Annotated in this window: 15 protein-coding genes; 12 read left to right on the plus strand and 3 right to left on the minus strand. The window is 38.3% G+C overall.

Annotated features, from left to right (window positions below; all coding sequences use genetic code 11):
- Position 1: 1 nt before the first annotated feature.
- From bcsA to Q0791_RS08125, 12 genes are all read left to right on the plus strand, one after another.
- Positions 2–2,212 (plus strand): UDP-forming cellulose synthase catalytic subunit, encoded by a 2,211-nt coding sequence (bcsA, locus tag Q0791_RS08070; RefSeq protein ID WP_299004602.1) that lies wholly within the window; start codon positions 2–4, stop codon positions 2,210–2,212.
- Complete coding sequence (bcsB, locus tag Q0791_RS08075; protein ID WP_299004604.1) at positions 2,202–4,454, plus strand: cellulose biosynthesis cyclic di-GMP-binding regulatory protein BcsB; 2,253 nt, start codon at positions 2,202–2,204, stop codon at positions 4,452–4,454. The genes bcsA and bcsB overlap by 11 nt, the downstream gene beginning before the upstream one ends.
- Positions 4,451–5,548, plus strand: coding sequence for a cellulose synthase complex periplasmic endoglucanase BcsZ (bcsZ, locus tag Q0791_RS08080; RefSeq protein WP_299004607.1), 1,098 nt, complete (start codon positions 4,451–4,453; stop codon positions 5,546–5,548). The genes bcsB and bcsZ overlap by 4 nt, the downstream gene beginning before the upstream one ends.
- A 47-nt stretch (positions 5,549–5,595) precedes the next feature.
- Positions 5,596–6,267, plus strand: coding sequence for a hypothetical protein (locus tag Q0791_RS08085; RefSeq protein WP_299004610.1), 672 nt, complete (start codon positions 5,596–5,598; stop codon positions 6,265–6,267).
- Positions 6,268–6,384: 117 nt separating this feature from the next.
- Positions 6,385–7,341: a tetratricopeptide repeat protein gene (locus Q0791_RS08090; protein WP_299004613.1), complete on the plus strand. Its 957-nt coding sequence runs from the start codon at positions 6,385–6,387 to the stop codon at positions 7,339–7,341.
- Positions 7,331–9,400, plus strand: a complete 2,070-nt coding sequence (locus Q0791_RS08095; protein ID WP_299004616.1) for a cellulose biosynthesis protein BcsC — start codon at positions 7,331–7,333, stop codon at positions 9,398–9,400. Before Q0791_RS08090 ends, Q0791_RS08095 begins: the two co-directional genes overlap by 11 nt.
- Positions 9,401–9,519: 119 nt before the next feature.
- The gene (hinT, locus tag Q0791_RS08100; protein WP_299004619.1) at positions 9,520–9,882 is read left to right on the plus strand and encodes a purine nucleoside phosphoramidase; all 363 of its coding nucleotides are present in this window, start codon (positions 9,520–9,522) and stop codon (positions 9,880–9,882) included.
- Between the two features lie 138 nt (positions 9,883–10,020).
- Positions 10,021–10,410, plus strand: coding sequence for a YcfL family protein (locus Q0791_RS08105; RefSeq protein ID WP_299004622.1), 390 nt, complete (start codon positions 10,021–10,023; stop codon positions 10,408–10,410).
- A gap of 752 nt (positions 10,411–11,162) precedes the next feature.
- The gene (locus tag Q0791_RS08110; protein WP_299004625.1) at positions 11,163–11,285 is read left to right on the plus strand and encodes a hypothetical protein; all 123 of its coding nucleotides are present in this window, start codon (positions 11,163–11,165) and stop codon (positions 11,283–11,285) included.
- A 451-nt stretch (positions 11,286–11,736) separates the two neighbouring features.
- Positions 11,737–12,402, plus strand: a complete 666-nt coding sequence (locus Q0791_RS08115; protein WP_299004628.1) for an HAD-IB family phosphatase — start codon at positions 11,737–11,739, stop codon at positions 12,400–12,402.
- Positions 12,403–12,578: 176 nt separating this feature from the next.
- Complete coding sequence (locus tag Q0791_RS08120) at positions 12,579–13,454, plus strand: hypothetical protein (protein WP_299004631.1); 876 nt, start codon at positions 12,579–12,581, stop codon at positions 13,452–13,454.
- 469 nt (positions 13,455–13,923) lie between these two features.
- Positions 13,924–14,478, plus strand: coding sequence for a class I SAM-dependent methyltransferase (locus tag Q0791_RS08125; protein ID WP_299004634.1), 555 nt, complete (start codon positions 13,924–13,926; stop codon positions 14,476–14,478).
- Between the two features lie 190 nt (positions 14,479–14,668).
- Here the strand turns inward: Q0791_RS08125 and rdrB are convergent, their stop codons facing one another.
- Genes rdrB through Q0791_RS08140 form a run of 3 tightly spaced genes read right to left on the minus strand, consistent with a single transcriptional unit; the run spans position 14,669 to position 20,796 of the window.
- On the minus strand, positions 14,669–17,323 hold the full coding sequence (rdrB, locus tag Q0791_RS08130) for an antiviral RADAR system adenosine deaminase RdrB (protein ID WP_299004637.1): 2,655 nt from the start codon (positions 17,321–17,323) through the stop codon (positions 14,669–14,671).
- The gene (gene rdrA / locus Q0791_RS08135; RefSeq protein ID WP_299004640.1) at positions 17,310–20,192 is read right to left on the minus strand and encodes an antiviral RADAR system adenosine triphosphatase RdrA; all 2,883 of its coding nucleotides are present in this window, start codon (positions 20,190–20,192) and stop codon (positions 17,310–17,312) included. The genes rdrB and rdrA overlap by 14 nt, the downstream gene beginning before the upstream one ends.
- 13 nt (positions 20,193–20,205) lie before the next feature.
- Positions 20,206–20,796 (minus strand): hypothetical protein, encoded by a 591-nt coding sequence (locus tag Q0791_RS08140; protein WP_299004642.1) that lies wholly within the window; start codon positions 20,794–20,796, stop codon positions 20,206–20,208.
- Positions 20,797–20,955 lie beyond the last annotated feature (159 nt).

A 20,955-nucleotide genomic window follows, 5' to 3' on the forward strand; every position in this document is an offset into this window, starting at 1 on the left:
CATGCAGCAGATCCACTCTATTATCGTTTATGTGGGTATTCTATTATCTGTTTTACTTATTTTCGTGTGTATTATGGTGCCATTAAATTTAGTGGCACAAAGTCTTTTTCTTTTGATTTTGTGGGCTCTGGCGATGTTGGTCAGACAGATCCCCGGTCGTTTTCCCGGCTTATTTCTTATTGCATTATCCATATTGGCATCAACGCGTTATATTTGGTGGCGTTGTACATCCACACTGAATTGGGACGACCCTATTGCTTTAATGCTTGGAACGACGTTATTAATGGCTGAATTGTATGCTTGGCTGATATTGCTTTTAGGCTATTTTCAAAATATTTGGCCATTAAATCGCCGTCCTGAGCCGTTACCTAAAGATCCTCAAGAGTGGCCCAGTATCGATATTATGATCCCTACGTTAAACGAAGAACGTCATGTTATTAAAACCACTATTTATGCGTTACTTGGAATAGATTGGCCGAAAAACAAGCTTAATATTTACATACTTGATGATGGAAATAGAGAAGAAATTCAGCAGTTTGCTCATGAAGTTGGCGTTCATTATTTAGCTAGGCCGACCCATGAGGGAGCGAAAGCAGGCAATATCAATTATGCTTTGGAACGTTCTTTTGCAGATTTTGTCGCAATTTTTGATTGTGATCACATTCCAACTCGCGCTTTTTTTCAGTTAACTATGGGAATGTTTTTGAAGGATCCTAAATTGGCTTTGCTACAAACACCACATCATTTTTTTTCTCCAGATCCTTTTGAAAGGAATTTAGCGCATTTTCGTCATGTGCCTAATGAGAGTAGTTTATTTTATGGTTTGACCCAAGATGGCAATGATTTATGGAACGGCACTTTTTTTTGTGGCTCTTGTGCTGTTTTAAGAAGAAAACCATTAGAAGAAATTGGTGGCGTAGCAGTTGAAACCGTAACGGAAGATGCGCATACATCCCTTCGGCTGCATGGTTTGGGCTATCGTTCTGCTTATTTAAAACAGCCGATTTCAGCAGGGCTTGCAACTGAAACTTTATCAGAACACGTTGCTCAACGTATACGTTGGGCAAGGGAAATGGCCCAGATTTTCCGAATTGAGAATCCATTATTTGTTAAGGGATTAAAATGGCAACAGCGGCTGTGTTATTTAAATGCCATGTTGCATTTTTTATCTGGGATCCCTCGCATTGTTTTTCTTGTGGCGCCTTTATTTTTTCTACTTTTTCATGTGTATGTTATTTATGCGCCGGCATTGGCGATTATCTTGTATGTGCTTCCACATATGGCACATGCCAGTATAACGAATTCTAGAATGCAAGGTGAATACCGTTATACTTTTTGGGGGGAGATTTATGAGACCGTCATTGCTTGGTATATCGCTAGGCCGACGACCATGGCATTATTTTCACCAAATAAAGGTTTTTTTAATGTCACGAGTAAAGGAGGTTTAGTATTAAAACCCTATTATGATTGGACAATTGCTTCTCCTTACCTTGTATTAGTGGCTTTTAATATTGCAGGTGTTTTATATGGAGGTTATCGATTATTTTGGGGGCCTTCAGGTGAGATAGGGAGTGTTTTCGTCAATCTTTTATGGACTTTGTATAATTTATTTATTTTAGGGGGAGCGGTTGCTGTTGCTGAAGAAACCAAACAAGTAAGAAAGAATCCTAGAGTCGATGTCGATATTCCTGTTGTTATTCGTTTCCATTCAGGACATTTACTGAATGCGAGTATGAAAAACTTTTCTCTAGGGGGGCTGAGTTTGATTACACCACAAGCATTACCCATAGAAACGGGGCAGAAAGTCGAGGTGATAATGACGCGATCTAGACGAGAATTTATTTTTCCATTTCGCATTGTGTATCGTCAAAATAAATTACTGGGATTAGCATTGGAAACTCTATCAAAACAACAATGTATTGATTATGTTCAATGTACCTTTGCTCGAGCCGATACTTGGGTACAATGGCAGAGGAGTTATCGCTTGGATAAACCGTTAACCAGTATGCAGCAAGTGCTTGAGATTGGTATCAAAGGTTATCAAAGATTATGGCGCCATAGTCCAAGGAGTATTTATTATAGTATTGATTATGTATTGAAATTAATTACGATGCTTGTCTCCCTTAAACCTGTCATTGTCCCGCCAATTTCAAGGCAACAACCTTCCCCTCTACTGTTACGACAAGACAAAGTGATGCGCTATGAAAATTAATCAATATTTTTTTTGGGGCTTGGTTTTGAATGTATTGATTGTCAATGCATGTTTGGCTGCTTTGCAAACACAAGTGTTGGCCGTTGAAGAGTCGAGTGTGCGTAAACATCAAATACCTTTTAGTGAACTCGTCGAAAGTGGTTCGATTAGCCTTGTGGGAAGTGAAAGTGTGGCTTATGTTAATTTTGGTTCTCGTCTTGATGAAGTCGTTTATAAAGCCAGCTTAGCGCTCGATTTTATTCCTTCACCTGCGCTATTATCCTTAGTTTCTCATATAAAAGTGTATTTAAATGATGAATTAATGGGAGTGATCCCTATCGAGGAAGGTGAGCAGGGGAGTAGAGTGAATACGATGCTTCCTTTTGAGCCACGTTTTTTGAGTGATTTTAATCAAATTCGGTTTGAATTTATCGGTCACATTTACCCAAGGTGTTCCAATCCCAATGATCCCAGTATTTGGGCTGAGATCAGTCAATCTAGTACATTACATTTACAAACACAGAAAACGGCTTTAAGAAGTGATTTAAGTTTATTTCCAGCCCCTTTTTTCGACAAACGAGATTTCAGAGCATTATCTTTGCCTATCATAGTGGGTGAGGAATTCGATTTAGAAACCATTCGAGTGGCGGGGATCCTTGCCTCATATTTTGGTGTGTTAGCAAATTGGCGATCAGTTGACTTTCCATTAGGGATTAATACTTTGCCTCAACAACATGCCATTGTGTTGATGACGAACAAGAATAAACCTGATTTTTTGAAAGATTTTCCAGATACAAAAGAACCTGTTGTGCAAGTGATCACTCACCCTCTCAATCCCTATGTGAAGTTATTATTGGTTATTGGTAAAGAGAGTTATGGTTTAGCACAAGCAGTAAAAGGATTGGTGCTTGGTCAGCAATTGTTGACTGGCCCTATGGTGGTCATTGATAAGGTGAAACAAATAGAAAAGAGGCGTCCTTATGATGCACCTAAATGGCTTAATACTGATAGACGAATTGCATTTTCTGAGTTAGTTAAGAATCCACTGGATTTACAGGTTAAAGGCCGAAACCCGCCTTCCGTTCACATTAATTTTAAACTGCCAGCTGACTTATTTACATGGCAAAGTCGAGGGATCCCACTGATGTTAAATTATCATTATTCCCCGCCTTTAGAAGATGATTCAGGTTCAAGATTGAATTTGTTGATTAATAATCAGTTTATCGAAGCATTTAATTTAACTTCACAAGGAGAAGGCTCAGATCAACAACGTATTCGTGTCCCACTTATTGACGACCTATTGACGCGGTTTGATCGTATTCGCATTCCGGCATTTAAAGTGGGTAGCAATAATCGCATCGATTTTAAATTTAGCTTCGCTTCCCTCACTGGAGGCGAGTGTCAAAGTATGCAACCCAGTACACATTTTGCTGTTGTTGATGCTAACTCTAGCATCGATTTTTCTGGTTTACCTCATTATATTCAAATGCCAAATTTACGTGCATTTGCTAACTCAGGTTACCCTTTTACACGTCTAGCGGATTTATCTGAGACTGTGGTGTTACTGCCAACACAGAAGAGTATGGCAGTATTGCAAACCTTTGTTAATTTAATGGGATATATGGGGCAGTATACAGGTTATCCCAGTATTCATGTTGATTTAAAACAAACTTGGACTGAAAAAGAATTAAGGGATAAAGATATACTAAGTATTGGTGTTATTCCTCAATTACAACGACGCTTGATCGCGGCAGATGAAGCCAACTTAATCTTAAATGCCAGTCGCCGTCTGCTAAAACTGCCTTTTAAAAATGTTCAAAAAGGCGAGCATCAATGGGGGAATGCGAATGAGCAACAAACAGCGGTTGATCTCGTATCGGTGAAGGCGAGGGGAAGCTTTGCTGCTATGACAGGGAGCCAGTCACCCTTTAACTCGCAGCGAAGTCTGGTTTCAATTGTCGGTAACACGTCTGATGATTTTAAATTGGTGACAGATGGGCTTAACGATAAAGGTAAAACGCCCTATATGTATGGTTCTGTCGTGCTTTTTAAAAATGCTGAAGTGGCCAGTTATAATGTAGGGGAGCAGTATTTCTTAGGCGAGTTACCCATTTGGACCTTAGTGCTCTATCATTTTTCACATTATCCTATTTTATTAGCGGCGCTTGCTGTTTTGTTAGTGTTGATGGTGACTATTGTCCTGTGGCGGGTATTAAAAATTGTTAAGAAACGTCGGCTTAAAATGAAAGAGGCAAGTAAATGATAAAGTGGATGTTATTTTTATGCTCCTTTCAATTACATGCAGCCACATGTTGGCCTGATTGGCAGCAGTTTAAAAGTCTATATGTAGAGCAAGGACGAGTCATTGACAGAAGTGATGCTCGATTAATATCCACTTCAGAGGGACAATCCTATGGGCTGTTTTTTGCCTTAGTGGCTAATGATCCTGATGCTTTTTCATTAATATTATCTTGGACTGAGGATAAGCTTGCACAAGCAGATTTAACAGCTAGGTTACCTGCTTGGCTTTGGGGGAGAAAAGAAGAGGGAATATATGGCGTGATCGATAATAATACGGCGTCTGATTCTGACTTGTGGATGGCTTATACCCTTGCTGAAGCGGGAAGGCTTTGGAATAATTATTATTATCAAAGCTTAGGTTTTTTGATGGCGAGCCGTATCTTACGAGAAGAAACACGTCGCTGGAGCGGCAACGACATCATTTTATTACCCGGTGTGCAGGGCTTTGAGGGAGAAGATGAGTCATACCGATTAAATCCTAGCTATGTGCCTTTGCAATTATTACAACGCCTGCAAGTTCTGTATCCCCAATATCCTTGGGGCGCGGTTTATCAAAGCAGTTTTCAAATGTTAATTGACACTATGCCTAAAGGTTTTAGCCCTGATTGGGTATTAGCAAAAAATGGCCATTATTATTCAAATAAAAAAACATCGGTAGGCAGTTTTAATGCCATAAGAACTTATTTATGGGCTGGAATGTTAAACGATGAGTTAGAAGATAAAGCTGCTTTAATGACGAAAATGTCACCTATGATTACGGCTGTGAGTCAATTTAATGCTCCACCTTTAATAGTGAATACACAAACAGGTCACTACACTCAAGAAGGTGGAGCCGGTTTTTCGGCTGCGATTTTGCCTTTACTCGTGTCTGCAAAAAGAACACAATTAGCATCCTTTCAGGCTAAAAGAGCGCAAGGTGTATTTCAAAGTAAATCTGATAAGTCCTATTATAACAATGTATTGGCTTTATTTGGTTTAGGTTGGTTTGAGAAAAGGTATCGTTTCGGAGTCACAGGAGAATTGCTGCCCAATTGGACTGATACATGCTCAGAGTGAGTGATAGGTTTATATCATCTCTTTTAATGGTTCGAATGATTATTTTTTTGGCATCCTTAATATGGGGATCAATAGCCAGTGTCATGTTTTCTTTTTCTGTGAAAGCAACAGTGTCACTTCATTCTGTTATTGTTTCTTCATTACTTCCATTGTCAGAAGATGAAGGCGGCAAAAAGTCGTTTTTTATCGAATCATTGGATCAATCATTAAATAAATCTCGTACTCAAGTTGATTCAGTTGAATGGCTTATAGAGCAATTGCGCTTAGCCTTAGCGCTCAGGCGAGAGGATATTATGCTGGGTTCTTTGAATCGATTGTTAGCGATTGATGAAAATAATCTTGATGGTTTGTTTTATCAAGCTAATCGCTATTTGTTACTGAAGGATATTCCAAATGCGCAATTGGTATTTAATAAACTGAATCAATTGAGCCCGGATTCGACACAAGCTCAAAATTTAAGTGCGCAATTATCGTTATTTAATGAAAATAAAAAAGTTTACCAATCAGCACGTTTATTTGCTCGCTCAGGTCGTTATGAGGAGGCATTAGTGCATTATGAAGGTTTATTTCCTCATGGTATGCCAACATCTAGGTTAATGCTTGAGTATCTTACTCTAAAGGGGAAATTGGATAATCATTGGGTGCCTGTGAGACAGAAGTTGGAAGCATTAAATGAACAATATCCTGATGTGCCCGATTTTCAATTAGCGTTAGCTTAGCATCTCGCTAAAAAGGAGCCCGATAATTTATGGGCACTCACGACTTTTGAGCATTTATCGCTACGGACAGATATTGGTTTACAGGCAACTCGTTCCTGGATTGAGGCCCTTGATCAATTGCCGATTACTGATGAACTTGTTCAAAAATATGCTTTTATGGCTCGTTACTATCCATTCGACCTAGAAATAAATCAAGCGGCTATACAGGCAAAATCTCGTTTAGTGAAAAAAACTGAATTAGAAAAAGATCCTGTTTATATGGCTAAAATGCAGGGATTGGCATTCCTTGAACAAGGTAATAATGGGGCGGCAGAGAAAAAGTTGATATATGTATTGCGTCATTTTTCTCAAGATGTCGAAGTACTGGAAGGTTTAGGGCTGGTGGCGCTGCGTCAAGGCCAGCATCAACAGGCGTTAGAGTGGTTCACACAAGCTCAGGCAATAAATGACGATCCTGATCAAATCTCAAAATGGCGAAGCTTAGTGGATGCGGCAACCTATTGGGGCTTGTTAGCAAAAGGTGATCAGGCCTTAGGTAATAAGGATTATGTCACTGCAGAAAATGATTACCTTATGGCGATTAAGCGTCAGCCTGACATATTGGAAGGATTGAATCGATTAGCAGCATTATATGTTATGACAAAGCAATATGGCTTAGCGGATAAGTGGTATCAAAAAACGTTACTATCTGCACCGTTAAATCAAGTGGCATTAGAGGGGAGACTGGATATATTACAATTACAGAATCAATCGATTACCCCTTTACTTAGGCAATATTCGTCTCGTCAAAAAAAAGTGATCCAGCCCAAATTGGTGTCTATACAAAGGGCGCAATTGAATGATGAACTTCAAATGGCGATAAAGGCAAATGATGTTAATAGGGCTAAAAAGCACTTAGACGCACTATTGATGTTAGGCAATGACTCGCCATGGCAAGCATTAGATATTGCCAATACCCTTGTGGTATTAGCACAAAAGTCGAAAGCCGATCGAATGATGCGGCAGTGGGTCGATGATGTGATGGTTGATAAAGCCGTTGCACCAGATATTCGCGCAGTAATGGGTGTTTGCTAATGCTTTATATTTGTCAGGCCAAAATCAAACGAGTGATGCCATTAACCTTCTGGAAAAAATTGAAATAGCACAACGTACACCCGCGATGGAAGCTAACCTTACTCGTTTAAAAGTAGATGAAGCATTATTGAAAATAGCGCAATTAAGGAAGGATGATCCCGAGCGGGCGTGTGAAGCGCTTATTGATATAGAGCAGAGTTACAGTGACAATCTTGATGTCCAAATAAGGCTGGCTGCTGTATGGTTAACATTTGAAAACAATGCTATTAATGGTCAGCAAAGCCAAAGATGTCAAAAACGTCATGACTTTTTGGCTCAATTAACGCCTGAAGCCGATTGGAGCAATTCGACTCAGCTTCAATACGGTGAACTAGTGTTAAAAGCACAGCAGCCAGCGCAATTTAAGCGCTGGTTTCAGCAGTGGCAAACTCAATTTGTGTCTCAACAAGACAAAAAACAACTTCACGTATTACTTCAAAAATACTATGTCCAACAAGCAGAAAAAGCATTATCTAACCGAGACGACTTACAAGCTATTCATTTATATAAGCAAGCTATTTTTGAGCCAGGACCTTTATTCTATGAGGCTAAATTAGGCCTGCTGAGGGCTTATATCGCTGCAAATCATCAACAAAAGGCGAAGAAACTGAGTGATACCTTGTATCAAGAGCGCAGGCAATTAACTTCAGTGCAAAGTGTGTCTTTTGCTGAGTTGTTGGTTCAGCAAGGTGATTTTAAACAATCAAAATCTTTGTTGACAGCTTTACAACAAAGGAATGATCTTGATGCTATTGAATATCGTGATCTCATGAAAGTGGCATTGGATATGAAAGATGAGACCTTGGTAAATGCAATGGCTGCAAATGCACTGTATCACGCAGAGGAAGTGCCATCTGTAAAATCTGCTATCAATCGACCCCCTTTAAGAAGCTTGTATGATAATGCCGAAGATAACTGGCTAACACGAAATGTGAAGGCGGATATTGATCGTGTTCAAGCGCGTCATCAGGGGCATATTGTATTTGGAATGGACTATGGTGGTCGGGATGGAGCGAATAACTTTACTCAAATACCCATCGAGGCACGAATTCCAATGCCTGATCATGATGGGCACTTATTGCTAAGGCTTGATCAAGTGCACATTGAATCAGGCGATATTCGCTATTACGATAAGGCATTAGATGAGGATACCATTCCAATTAACCAAAGTGATACTGGGACAGCATTAGGTATAGGTTGGAAGGCCAAAAATTGGTTAGTCGATGTGGGAACGACGCCAATTGGATTTGATGAGCATACTTGGGTCGGTGGACTTAGCATTGAGGGTGAGTTACAAGATTGGTCTTGGACTGCAGGGCTATCGAGACGGGCATTAACCAGTACGATTTTATCCTATGGTGGATTAACGGTGCCAGCCAATACGAGCGATCCTGTTGGCGTTAAATGGGGCGGAGTGGTGAGCTCTGGTGTCAAGTTTAATACTAGCTTAGATCTCGGTGGACCTTGGGGGATGTGGACGAGTTCTCAATACCATCAAATATCGGGTAATAAGGTGACTGATAATACACGCTTTGGACAGCTAGTGGGCGGGTATTATAAATGGATGAATACAGAAGAGGAACGCTTAAGTACAGGACTCAATTTGATGTATTTACAATATGACAAAAATGTCAGTGAATATACCCTAGGTCATGGAGGCTATTATAGCCCACAAGCCTATTTTTCTATTTCATTACCGATTAATTATTATGGACGATATCAAGATACGTGGGCTTATTGGTTACGTGCTTCTGTTTCTCAGTCTTGGTCACAAGAAGATGGTCCTTTTTTAACCTCTCTTTCAGGATCCTCCGGCGGGGGGCTGGGTTATGCTTTTTTAGGTGCACTAGAAAAAAGAGTCAGTAAAAAATGGTATATAGGCATATCTATGGATATTGAACGTTCTGACTTTTATGCGCCCAATCATTTTATTTTATATGCGCGTTATACTTTTAATGATCGCTGGCAACGTATTCCTACGCCGCCGACACCGCCCATTTTATATAGTGAATTTGACTAATCAAAGTGATATTGGTGTTAGAAAAACAAATAGCATTTTGAATAAAAATGCCTTTTATCTTTGCAAAAAAATGGGATACTAATGGGTATTATATTCATCATTATTGTAAGGATTGTAAAATGGCCGAAGAAACCATTTTTAGTAAAATTATTCGACGTGAAATTCCCACTGATATTCTCTATCAAGATGACTTAGTTACGGCTTTTAATGATATTCACCCTCAAGCTCCGACACACATATTGATTATTCCCAATCATCTTATCCCTACTTGTAATGAGGTTAAAGCGTCAGATGAAAAAGCCTTGGGTCGAATGATCACTGTGGCGGCAAAGCTGGCCGCGGAGGCGGGAATTGCTGAAGATGGCTACCGTCTGATAATGAACTGTAATCAACATGGAGGCCAAGAAGTTTATCATATTCATATGCACCTTGTGGGTGGCGCACCATTAGGGCCTATGCTTCATCGTCGTCAAGAAGCATAATCTCTTGAAGTGAGTGTGCATGGCATTTCTATTGAGTTTGATTTATTGAGATAAAAAACAGGAGGGTAAAGCTAAAGTAGGCTAACCTGAAAAGAGCAGAGAGCGTTTAGACACATCAATAATAGGGAATACAAATCGATGAGAAAATTATTTTTTATTTTATTAGTGGGCTTGTTCTTAGGTGGCTGTTCTACCAATACAGCGGGTATATTGGCCAGCTCAACAGGGGATTTAAAGATTGACAGTCCAGCTTTTGCCCATAAAGTGAAAGTGGATCAATTAAAGATGCGCGGTAAAAGTGGATCTTTAGAAGGTGTGGCGACTGTGATCAGTAAAATTTCAACGGATCAACATTTACAATATAAATTCACTTGGTATGACGGCACGGGCTTTACCGTCGATGATGAAACTCAAGGTTGGCAACCACTCACTTTACACGGTAAAGAAAGTAAGCAAGTCCGTTCTGTAGCTCCCGGAACTAATGCTTTATGGTTTGAGTTTTATGTTCGAGAAGCACATTTAAATTAATAGAGCTTGCTGAGTCATAAAAAGCCAATGTTATCATTGGCTTTTTTAAGAGTTCGCTTAGAGATAGGTCATAAGTAAAGAGTAATAATCCCTATTCCCTATCATTATTTATTCCTTATTTTTTATTTCTATACTCCTTTCATTTCTATACTTCGACTTCGCCCTCACTATTAAACGGAATGAGTATGTAAAGATAACGAGTATTTATTTTACATATACTTACACTCATCCTTCAGTTTTTATACAGCTTTATACTGTTCTACTGTATTTAAGGGATTCCTTTCTTGTTCTTGTGGGCTTCTTGTGGGCCCTGAAGGACGACGTCATAGAGAGGGAAGGCTACAACGGAGCTTAAGAACTTAAGAGCAAGCTGAACTGAAGAGGATCAAGATGAAGAGCATGGCAAAAAGATTTTATTATTTTCTGATTGTATCGGTGACAGTGGTTTCATTAAGTGCGTGTGTGGCCCCTTGGGGTGGACCACATCATTTTTAATCAGTTTTCATTATGATTATGGATAGGATGGATAGGTCTTATCACTGTTTATAACAGTTTATAAATATAACCGTGTATCAAAAATGAAATAGGGGAGTGCCGCACTTGCGAGTTGAACTTGTTAAACTCGTTGATTGATACAGTTTAGTTATAAAAGTGATAGTCATAAAAGTGATAGTCATAAAAGAGCCGCAAGCATGTAAGTTAAATAAGCCAAGTAAATTAAAGTCATTAAAGATCAAAAGGAGGGTAATCCTATGAAACGATTTTTTTATACTTTAGTTGTGTTAGTGACAATTTTGTCACTGAGTGCCTGTGTCATTTTACCTTTTCCAGGACCAGGATTTGGCCCACACCCTGGACCCTTTCCATTTCATTGATGATATGTTTACCTTCATTTATATACCTGTGACTAATGGGGATTCACTAGTCACGGGTATATTGTCAGCAATATAATGACTGTTCAGTAAAAAATAGCTTCGGCTATTTTTTGCACTTTTTTGATGTTATTATTCAAGATCTTTAAGTACTTACAGACATGACTGATACTTCCATACTGCGCAAAGTGAATCAAGCTACTCCTTGCTCCTTGCTTATAAGATAAGGCAGAGGTTAAAAAAGGACTGAAAATGGGCACGGTATGGACTTTGGGGTTTATATTGATTGTCTCATTTTTACTGGGTTTGGAATGATTGATAAGGGGATAAGGCAGAGAAAAGGTTTGTGATTTAGTACCTTATGTGTTTCTAATCCATCTTTAATGATTAATAGAGTTCAACTGACGGATCTCAAGGGCAAACTTAATGGATGACCTACAAGGAAGAGATAGAGATGAATCTAGCATTATTTGATTTTGATGGCACCATTTCACATGATGATACTTTTACGCCGTTTATTAAATCGGCGTTACCTTTAAAAAGGCGCTGTGTTTGGGGGTTGTGGCTTGCGCCAGCCATTTTGGGTTATCACTTAGGTTGGGTTTCTGCATCGACGATGCGTCAAAAGCTAGTTAAAGCGGCTTTTAAAGGGGTATCGAAAGCCGATGTGATTGCTTTAGGCCATCAATATGCTGTGGATTATTTACCTAAGCAAGTGCGTCAGCAGGCAATAGAGAGATTACATTGGCATTTATCAAATGGCGACAAAGTGATTGTGGTGTCCGCCTCCTTGAGTGTGTACCTTAAGCCTTGGTGTGAGGCGTTTTCGGCAGACTTTTATCGCCAATATCCTGAGTGTAAATATGACAAGTCTTCCGTGTTATTGGACAATAATCACATTGAGCTTATTTGCCCTGAATTAGCGGATGAGCATGGACGATTAACGGGTTTGTATAAAAGGCGGGATTGCACCGGAGCAGAAAAAGCGCAGCGTGTAAAAGAGCAAGTGAAGCTGTCGGACTTTGCCAGAATTTATGCCTATGGGGATACTCAAGAAGATAATGAGTTACTCGCCTTAGCCCATGAAGCGCATTATCAGTGGAAAAGTCAAAGCCAGTAATGAAGGTGTCTGCGGTCGGAACATGATGTTGGTTATTAGCCATTAAGGCTAATTGGGTCAATAAAAATAGCCATTAGTTTAGGGGCAATTCATACTCACCGATGAGGTCAGTGAGTTGATACAAGGTTAAAATTGTTCGAATGATTAATGAACATGACTATTTTTGAGATGACTTTATGCAGTTACACAGATATACGCAAGTTGTTAATTTATTGCCGATGTCTGAGAAAAGCAGAGAGCGGTTATTAACCCAATTGTTTTATCAAACAAGAGGGATTTATACCCATATTACCTTGGATAAATTCATTTCTTTATTTGGCCAAGCTCAAGATCGCGCTCAAAAAGTGAAATTATATTTTGAGAATGGCAAGATTGTTGGCTTTACCTCTTGGAGAGTACATAGAGTGAAATTAGCGAATGGATATTATGATGTACACAGATCTGTTTATATGATAAAGCCCCATTGTCGAAATGCGGACTCTGAAAAATTTCTGTTAAGTGAAATTATAAAATATAATTTTACTCATCTTTTCTCAAAAGCCACTCCCGTATTTTTATGCAGCTCAGAAGGTCCAGTGACTTATTATATTATGCAGAAGTACGTCCCTAATATTTATCCTGTTGCATCGAATGAGCAAGATCGACAATTACATCAATTGGCATTAAATTTAGTTAAAAAGCTAAATTTACCGCTGAGAAGTGAACACCCCATTACGATTACGCCTGTTTGTAAAATCAATGATGATACTCTAAATAAAAAGCGCTGGTTGACTCGAAAAGATGACAGTGTGAAGTATTATTTAAAGCATTGTCCTGAGTACTTAGATGACAATCATACGGATAATGCGCGTGCACTGATTATTTTATTTAAATGCGGTTTTTTACCTTGGTTCAAAAGTATGTTTAATTTTATTCGGCATAAAGGTGTAAACTGGTTTTCCGTTAAAAATAATAACCAAAAATTGCATACAAAAACTAGCCTAATAACAAACCCAAGAACGTGGTTTGAATTAGGTTTTGCCGCCTTAGTGTTAGCTTATTTTACTTTCTAAAATGGGGACTTAGGTCGTTAGTCTAAATTGTGCTTTGGTGGTATGATCCAATAAGACTTTGACATAAGACTTTGACACCTCTGGCCGTTAGCAAATGAGCATGGATTTTACTGGGTTTTATTGTGTTAACCATTGAGCCAAGTGAATATTGAAATTTATAAATAGCTATTATTAAACAATCATTTATGTGGATAATAATGGCTTTGAAAAGAAGAAAGAGTCAGCACTTCATCATCATCGAGCATGACTCATTTGCCTTATTTAGTATTAATCAAAGGTTGTCACTACCAGATATACCCACAATAAATCTGTTCATTTTTTGTGTTACCTCATGCTTGTCAGATCATTACTTTAGCATTTGATGATTTTACAACAATGAGTTTTAAGTATATCTTAACATTCAAAATGTTCAGCAGTCTGAAAGGCGGGTCTTCATTTTTGAATGAATTACAAAATAAGGGACATAACGATGTTAATTGATTTATTACCGATGAAATACCAAAGAAAGTTTTGGAGAGATGATTTAGGAAAATTTATTCAAGAAAAATCTTGTTGTTCAGGTGTAGAACTAGGAACAAAAAATGGTAGCAGTATGAAAGCCATTCTCAAGAGAAATCCGTCAATCAATTTAGTGGGTATGGACTTGTGGGAAGATATGCCTGATTCGAGTCCATATAGAAATAATTCAAAAAATGAGTTGTCGGCTTTAAAAAAAATCCGTAAATATAAAAATGCCTCATTGTTAAAAGGGGACTGTTTGCAGCTGGCAAATCAAATAGAAGATGGAAGTTTAGATTTCATTTTTTATGATTTATTTGACTCCAGATGGTCAAGTGTTAGTTTTGTTAAATCGGTTTTTGAAGCCTATCTTCCTAAACTCAAAAGTTCGGGAATGCTAATAGGAAGAGATTTAAATAAACCTGATTTTCAGGAAGTTCGTAAATTACTTGATCTCAATGAAATCAAGCAATGTGTTATCGATGGCAAAACACACCTTAGATTGGAGTATATTACGGCTTCCTAATAATAGGATGCTCCGCACTAAAGCGAGCCATCTCTTCTTGTAATAAAAAGTGGGCCAAGGAAGGCTGCTTGTTCTAACGATTGAGTGAGGTGTTTAGATTAATACCACTACCTACATTCTATCTTTTCAATTTGGATTAAAGCGGGGGTACATGAGCTGAAGCTGTAAGCTCTGCTCTCATTTAGCTCTCTTATTCATTTACCCAAGTTAGGTGATTGTCTTTAAAAATATCAATGCCTTTTTGGCGAATGTTATCTATCCAATCATTGGCCGTTTTTGCGCTGACATTAAAATGCTCGACGGCAGTTTGCTGTAAAATGCTATGCTCATTTCTAATGGTGGTGGGCATGAGTGCCGCATCATCTGTGTTAATACACACAGTAATTGGGCCTTTACGTATGCCGAATTTGTTGTATTTTTCACCTAAAGTAAGCCATGAGCTTTGAGGAGGATCCCAGCGAAAAATAGGGTGTTCATGATAACGCTCAAAGCGGCCGATATAAATGTTTGAGGTGGGGCAAGCTTCTAAAATAATGCCTTTATCGGCGTAATGTTCCATGCTCCAATCTTGTACCGCCTCATAAAGGGCTAACTCAGCACTGGATATAGAATCAAAATAATGGCCTCGTTTTAAGCCGAATGTTTCATTATGGGGTATTTGGCTCTGATTGTTTGCTAAGCAATCTATTTTTATTAAGGTATCACGATTGGCCAAGAAGCTTTTATCGGTTAAATGCGCGAATAAATACCGATGCCAGAGTTTTATGTGTTCTTTTTGTCTATGGGCACTCAGTGGGCAAGTAAAATCCATGACCCAGTTTTTATACATAGGATCAAATTCATCAATGTGAATAGCAGGTTGGTTATCTTGTTCATAAAGGTTGAGAGCGATAGGGCAGTTTCGTCTAAGCTTCCATGCTTCATATAAGAGTTTAGGTTGCTTGGGCTTACCATAAAGAAATTCACTCCAGTAATGAATTTTTTCTTGTAATAGGTGCAATACCCCTGTCATTGTCGGCACCGTTTGAATGACAGCCAATGCTTTTTGAAAACACCAAGTTAGATTATCTAAATGTTCACCGACAGATACATAAGCCGTTTGTTGTCGTTTTGCCCAAGAGGAAGGGGAAACACCGAGTGCTAATGCATGGCCAATGCGATCGCCCGCTTGATAATCACAAAAGAAAATCGCTTCGTCGATGGCCCTTAAGCCTGATAATAAATGACTAAAATCCTCTCCAGCATGAACTGTAATCACTGGTTTAGGTAAACGATTAATGGTTAATCCATATGAGGGGGATTGGCTGGCACGGAGTACACGCAGCGCAGGGGCAAAGACTTCAATAGGGAGGTCATTCTCATTACCTGCAACATCATAACCTCTTACCGCTTTACGTAAGTCCATGCTGGGGGAAATTTTTCCAGTCAGTACTGTATCATGGGTGACTTCTTGCTCTGAAAAGGTGATGGAGTGGCTAAAATCTTGTAAAAGTGTGACTTGTGATTTAATTTTTTTTCTTTTTGCTTGCTGTAATTTGTCGCCTTTATCATTTTGATTTTTTCTGTTAAGTGAGCGTGAAAAATGCAGCACAAAGTGAGCATTTTCAGCCATGGTTTGTTTAAAAAGTGCTTTAAGGGATTGAGTTAATGCCTTAGGATTTATTTCGCGATGATTGTTGCCTATGGTAACTTCTGGGGATACGCGAAACTCACGCAAGATTTGTGAGTCCATGTCAGCGCTAAGACTGTCTTTTTTAGCGGATAATTGTTGATGACTTCTGTATTTTCGCCCTTTAAATTGAAAAAAATCGACAAATTGGGTTAAGCCAACGCCGCTGACGATCATATAATTACGTAAAATATTGCAGCTGCGAATTAGTTGTAATATTGTCGGTGAGTGTTCTGTATCTTCTTGGTTATTAACTAAAAGTCCAGTTGTAAACAGTAGCCAACGTTTGGTGGAAGGCAAAGCCCTACAATCGGCTTGCATTAAACAAAATTGGCTGTCAGTTAAATTGGTATGACCTTGCATTGATTTTAATTGGGAAATGGCATTGAGTGTTTTATCCTCAAATTGACGAATGTCATCATTATAATCCCAGTATTGTGCCTTGATAATGGCGCGCCGCGGATCATGAGCGTAAAAGGCCTGCACTGCGATGTCATCGGCGAGTAGGCCGCACCAGCGGCTTAGCCTTTTTTTATTAAGCCGTCCACTTTCAAATAGCGTGTATTCGTGGCGCACGGGCCAGTCAAATGTTTCGTCGATGGTTTCACCGTATAAGCAAAAGCTTAATAGGCTGGGGCCTAAATGACCATGGCCGCCGAGATGCACATGATTATCGGCAAACATCTTATATTGGCTATCAGTGGGCAGTGCAAAGGGGCATTGGTATTGCTCAATACAATGGGCTATTTCTTGTACACTAAATTGGTGGTCTTTGAGTAAATCGGTATAGGCTTGAGCAATGATCCAGCTAGGATCTTGCAACGACATTAATGCTAACCAAGCCTGCAGCATGTCAGGCTTTACGATAAAGCTTTGTCCATTCCAAGTTAAGTAAGTGTTTGCTAATTGAGTTAAAAAGACTTTCGTTGAAACTGGATGCTCTTTATTTATCTTATTTGAATTGTCTAAGATGTATAAGTGAAGCATTGCCTCTACATCATCACTGCGTAACTTTCTATGAGTATAAGGCTGGTAATCCATGATGGCCTGATGAAGTTTTGTTTTAGTCTCGGCCAGATCTTGAATGCCATGACTCTGGTTTAAACTTAATTGCAGTAACCGATCCGATGCCAGATAAGCGGTTTGCGCTATGGTGGTGTCATTAACTTTGAGCATCGAAAAAGCCTTCTTCATTCAATTCTTTGATTGCTTGTATGATATTCTGACTTTTCTTATCTAAATTGTTTAAGTAATTTAAATCAATATTATTCGATTTTATTTGTTTTTGGATATAGTGTAAGCAATTGCGAACATCTGATATCTCTATTTTACTTTTAAGTCGAGTTTTTATTGAATCTACTTTTGCTATTCTTCCTTTTAACACTCCTTTTAATAAGATATTTAAATAAAAAGGAATTTTATTTTGTTTAGCACCCTTAATTTTTATATCTGATGACATCATTTTTTCTATTATTCTATTTCTTTCTAAAGTGTCTTTTTTATACAATTCTTTCCAAAAGCGTTGTTCGTTATTATTTTTACCTAATTTAAATAGTTTAAGTATTATTTTCTGTGAGTTTTCTTTATTGAAATTGTTAACAAGGTTAAATATAGGGTGTGCTTCAATTGCGTTGTGTAGCTGATATTCCAATTTAATAGTTTTTAATATTAACGCAGCATTAGATTTTTGATGAATTTTTGCCATTTCTAATGCTTCTTGTTCATCCAATTTTGATTTATTTCGGGAATAAGTACGGTCAGATTGCATAAATTTGTGATGATCGCGCATACTTTCTGACATAGCCCCAATGGCAACATTGGCATGTATGGCTTCGTCTTTTATGCTCGCCCTGATTACAGCGTTGAGAATATTGTATTTAAAGCGGGAAACCATGTCGGTTAAATGTTCATCAGAAAAGTGTTTTTTTGAATTTCTAATATAATTTTCACGAATGACATTAAGCGCAGTAAAACTGCTATTAAAACAGTTTGCTAGTATGGCAATTAAATCCACTTGATTTAAACGAGTGATACTTTCCTTATGTTCATTATACCATTTTTTAATTTGAACACTTAATGCGTAAGCACTTGAAAGTTGGGTTTCTTCGTTTGTTGTACTGCCTTCACTTTCTTCATCATCAGTTTCATCATCTATAACGGCAATCTTGGTTTGATTGAGGGCCATGATGGAATAAAAGGGTTTACGTACAAGCATTTGATGAAGATCATTAAATGCATTTTTTTCATTGAAACCGGTGAGGGAATAGAATAAAATCTCAAAGGCACGGCTGAAAAAGACAAACTTATGTTTATTATTTAAAGAAGAATACAGTTCATCATGGGTATAAATATCCAGTAATACTTGTTCCATTGAAGCAGGTGTTTTCTCAATTGCCTTTTGTTGTGTTTGGCTAAGCCTACCTAAAATGTCTGTTGAGTCTAATGGTATTGGATTTTTATTTCTTAAATGGTTACTAACTGTATCTTCGACGATAAAGAGCTTGGTTGTGATAAATTCTACTGGCGGCATGGGGCGTAAATTTCTTGTTTCATTATCAAGCACAGATTTTAGAATGCTTAAATTACTTTCTTGCTTTTTATTACTTTCGTGTATTTTATTAGGTTGTGAATAAAATATTAGGTATTCAAGTCGTTCTATTTGACTTTTCAGTACGGGATAGCTTGCCCAAGGGTAAAGGTTGGCATCGGCTTGTAGTTTTATGTTGAAGGCTAATAAGGTTTGAATATCAAAAGGCTCACCTTTATCGCGATGTAATAAGGTTAAAGCTGATTCTGCATTGGTAAAGGCTTCACCATTTTGTTTTTGTTCGGCCCAGTTCTTAAAATGGCTCCAAAGCGTGATTTGTGCTTTATTCTCGGTGATATCGGGCTTGTGGGCACTGGTTCTGTCGGGTAAATCTTCGGGTTTTAGGCTTCTAACCAATTGAGTTAGCTCACGGGCGGTTTCAGGCTTTGGCCAGTTTTTACGTGCTTCATTATTTTTGCAAAGAAAGTAAAAAGTATTGAGCAGCTTTTCGATATAGTCTTTATAGCTTAATGAACTTGAATTTGTCTTATGTTCATTTAATATCAGACTCAATGTCGGAATAATTTTATCTATGCCAAATAAGCCTATGCGCATAGGACTTGGAAAGACCTTAGTGAGATAAGCTGTGGTGAGAGTTTTACTCAGTTGCTTACCGTCATGGATAAGTTGTTCATTTTTACACTGCTGACTATAGGACTTATCATCAAAATGCATGTGGGTCATATGCTCATACAGTTTTAAGTCACCGCTAACAATGGGGATGATATAGGGGCAACCTAAAAAGCGACGTACCTCATCCACCACCTCAAAGGCGCGTTCTAATGCCATATCTACATCGTCAATAGGGACGACTAGCGCATGGCAGCTTAAAATTTGAATGGCTGTCTCAACAAAGTGGTGAAAGCGGTTTTCAATTTGAATGCCTGAACTGTATTTTAAAATTTTATCTATGCCTGTACAGCCATTAAATTCATCGGTTTTTCCTAATGAATCTGCAAGATTCTTTAAACTTTGATGAAACTGTTCTCGTTTGTTTCGATGATTGTTATCAGTGCAGGTTTGTTGGTTGAGTTTGTGACAGACTGCTTGATAAATTTGCGCGATAATCACACTGGCAAAAGAGTCGTTATTCATCAACATAGTGGGGTCGATAACATCAAGAAAGTACAGTTCGCTGACTTGATAGTTGTGTTTGCTATGAGCTTCTTGTTTCCACATATTTTCAGTGTTACGCAAAAAGACGGTTTTGCCTGAGCCACGTGCTCCCGTGATGAGAATAGCATTATGGGAGAGCCAAGTCTTATTACCAGTGATGCTTTGACGAAATTGGCTATATTTTTTTGCATCATTAAGAATGGTATACAGGTTACTGACTAATGCGCTACGGGCATTATCTTGCCAAAATTCACTATTATTTGATGTGTTTTCATTAGCTGATTTACCTGATATATAATCATCAAGGTACTCTTCCTTGGTTAAATTCAATTGATAATTCATTATTTCTTGCCTATTATTTTTTTATTTTAAGCCAGTTCATTACGCCTGTATTGGCAGTGTGATAATCACCAACAATATCTTTGTGAGTTTGAATGCGGTTTTGTTCTTCAAGGTGCGATAGTTTGCTGAGAATATTGTCTTGCTCTATGCGTATGATGTTTTTATCTTGCTCATGAACGGCGAGTTGATATTCACGAATAAGCCGTTCAAGGTGTTCCCGCATTAAACGGTTACGGCTCCAGCCGCGAGTAAAGCCTAATAAATGGTTGGTAAAATAGGCCCAACAAAATGCAACTAATCCGATAATGGCGATCAGCGATAAGTGAGGTTTAATTACTGATAACCTGCTGAAGAATTCAGGTAATTTTATATCATAATATTGCTCGCCTAAAGTGGCTAATATGGCCATTAATGCGATGGGCAGGCTATAACATGCTATATGTCTGGTCAGTTTACTTTTTCGGTGAAACCTTTTTTCTAATTTTTTGTATTGATGAAGGTAATAATTCAACTCTGCATAGGCTTTATCATCAGGTAGAGCTTGAGTATTGATCCGTTTATCTTGGCTTGCCTTCCTAGTGCGTCGACAGCATTGAAATTTCATTATTCTTCTCGGCTCGTTGCATGTGTTTTTATTTCTAAAATGCGTTTTTATGCTTCAATGTTATTCAAAATGATTTTTTATCAAAATGATGCAAACACAAGTATTTAACTCTGAATAAAAGGTTTAGCAGCTAAATGTAACATAATGTACATTAATTTA

This window comes from uncultured Shewanella sp. (assembly GCF_947495455.1).
GTDB lineage: Bacteria > Pseudomonadota > Gammaproteobacteria > Enterobacterales > Shewanellaceae > Shewanella.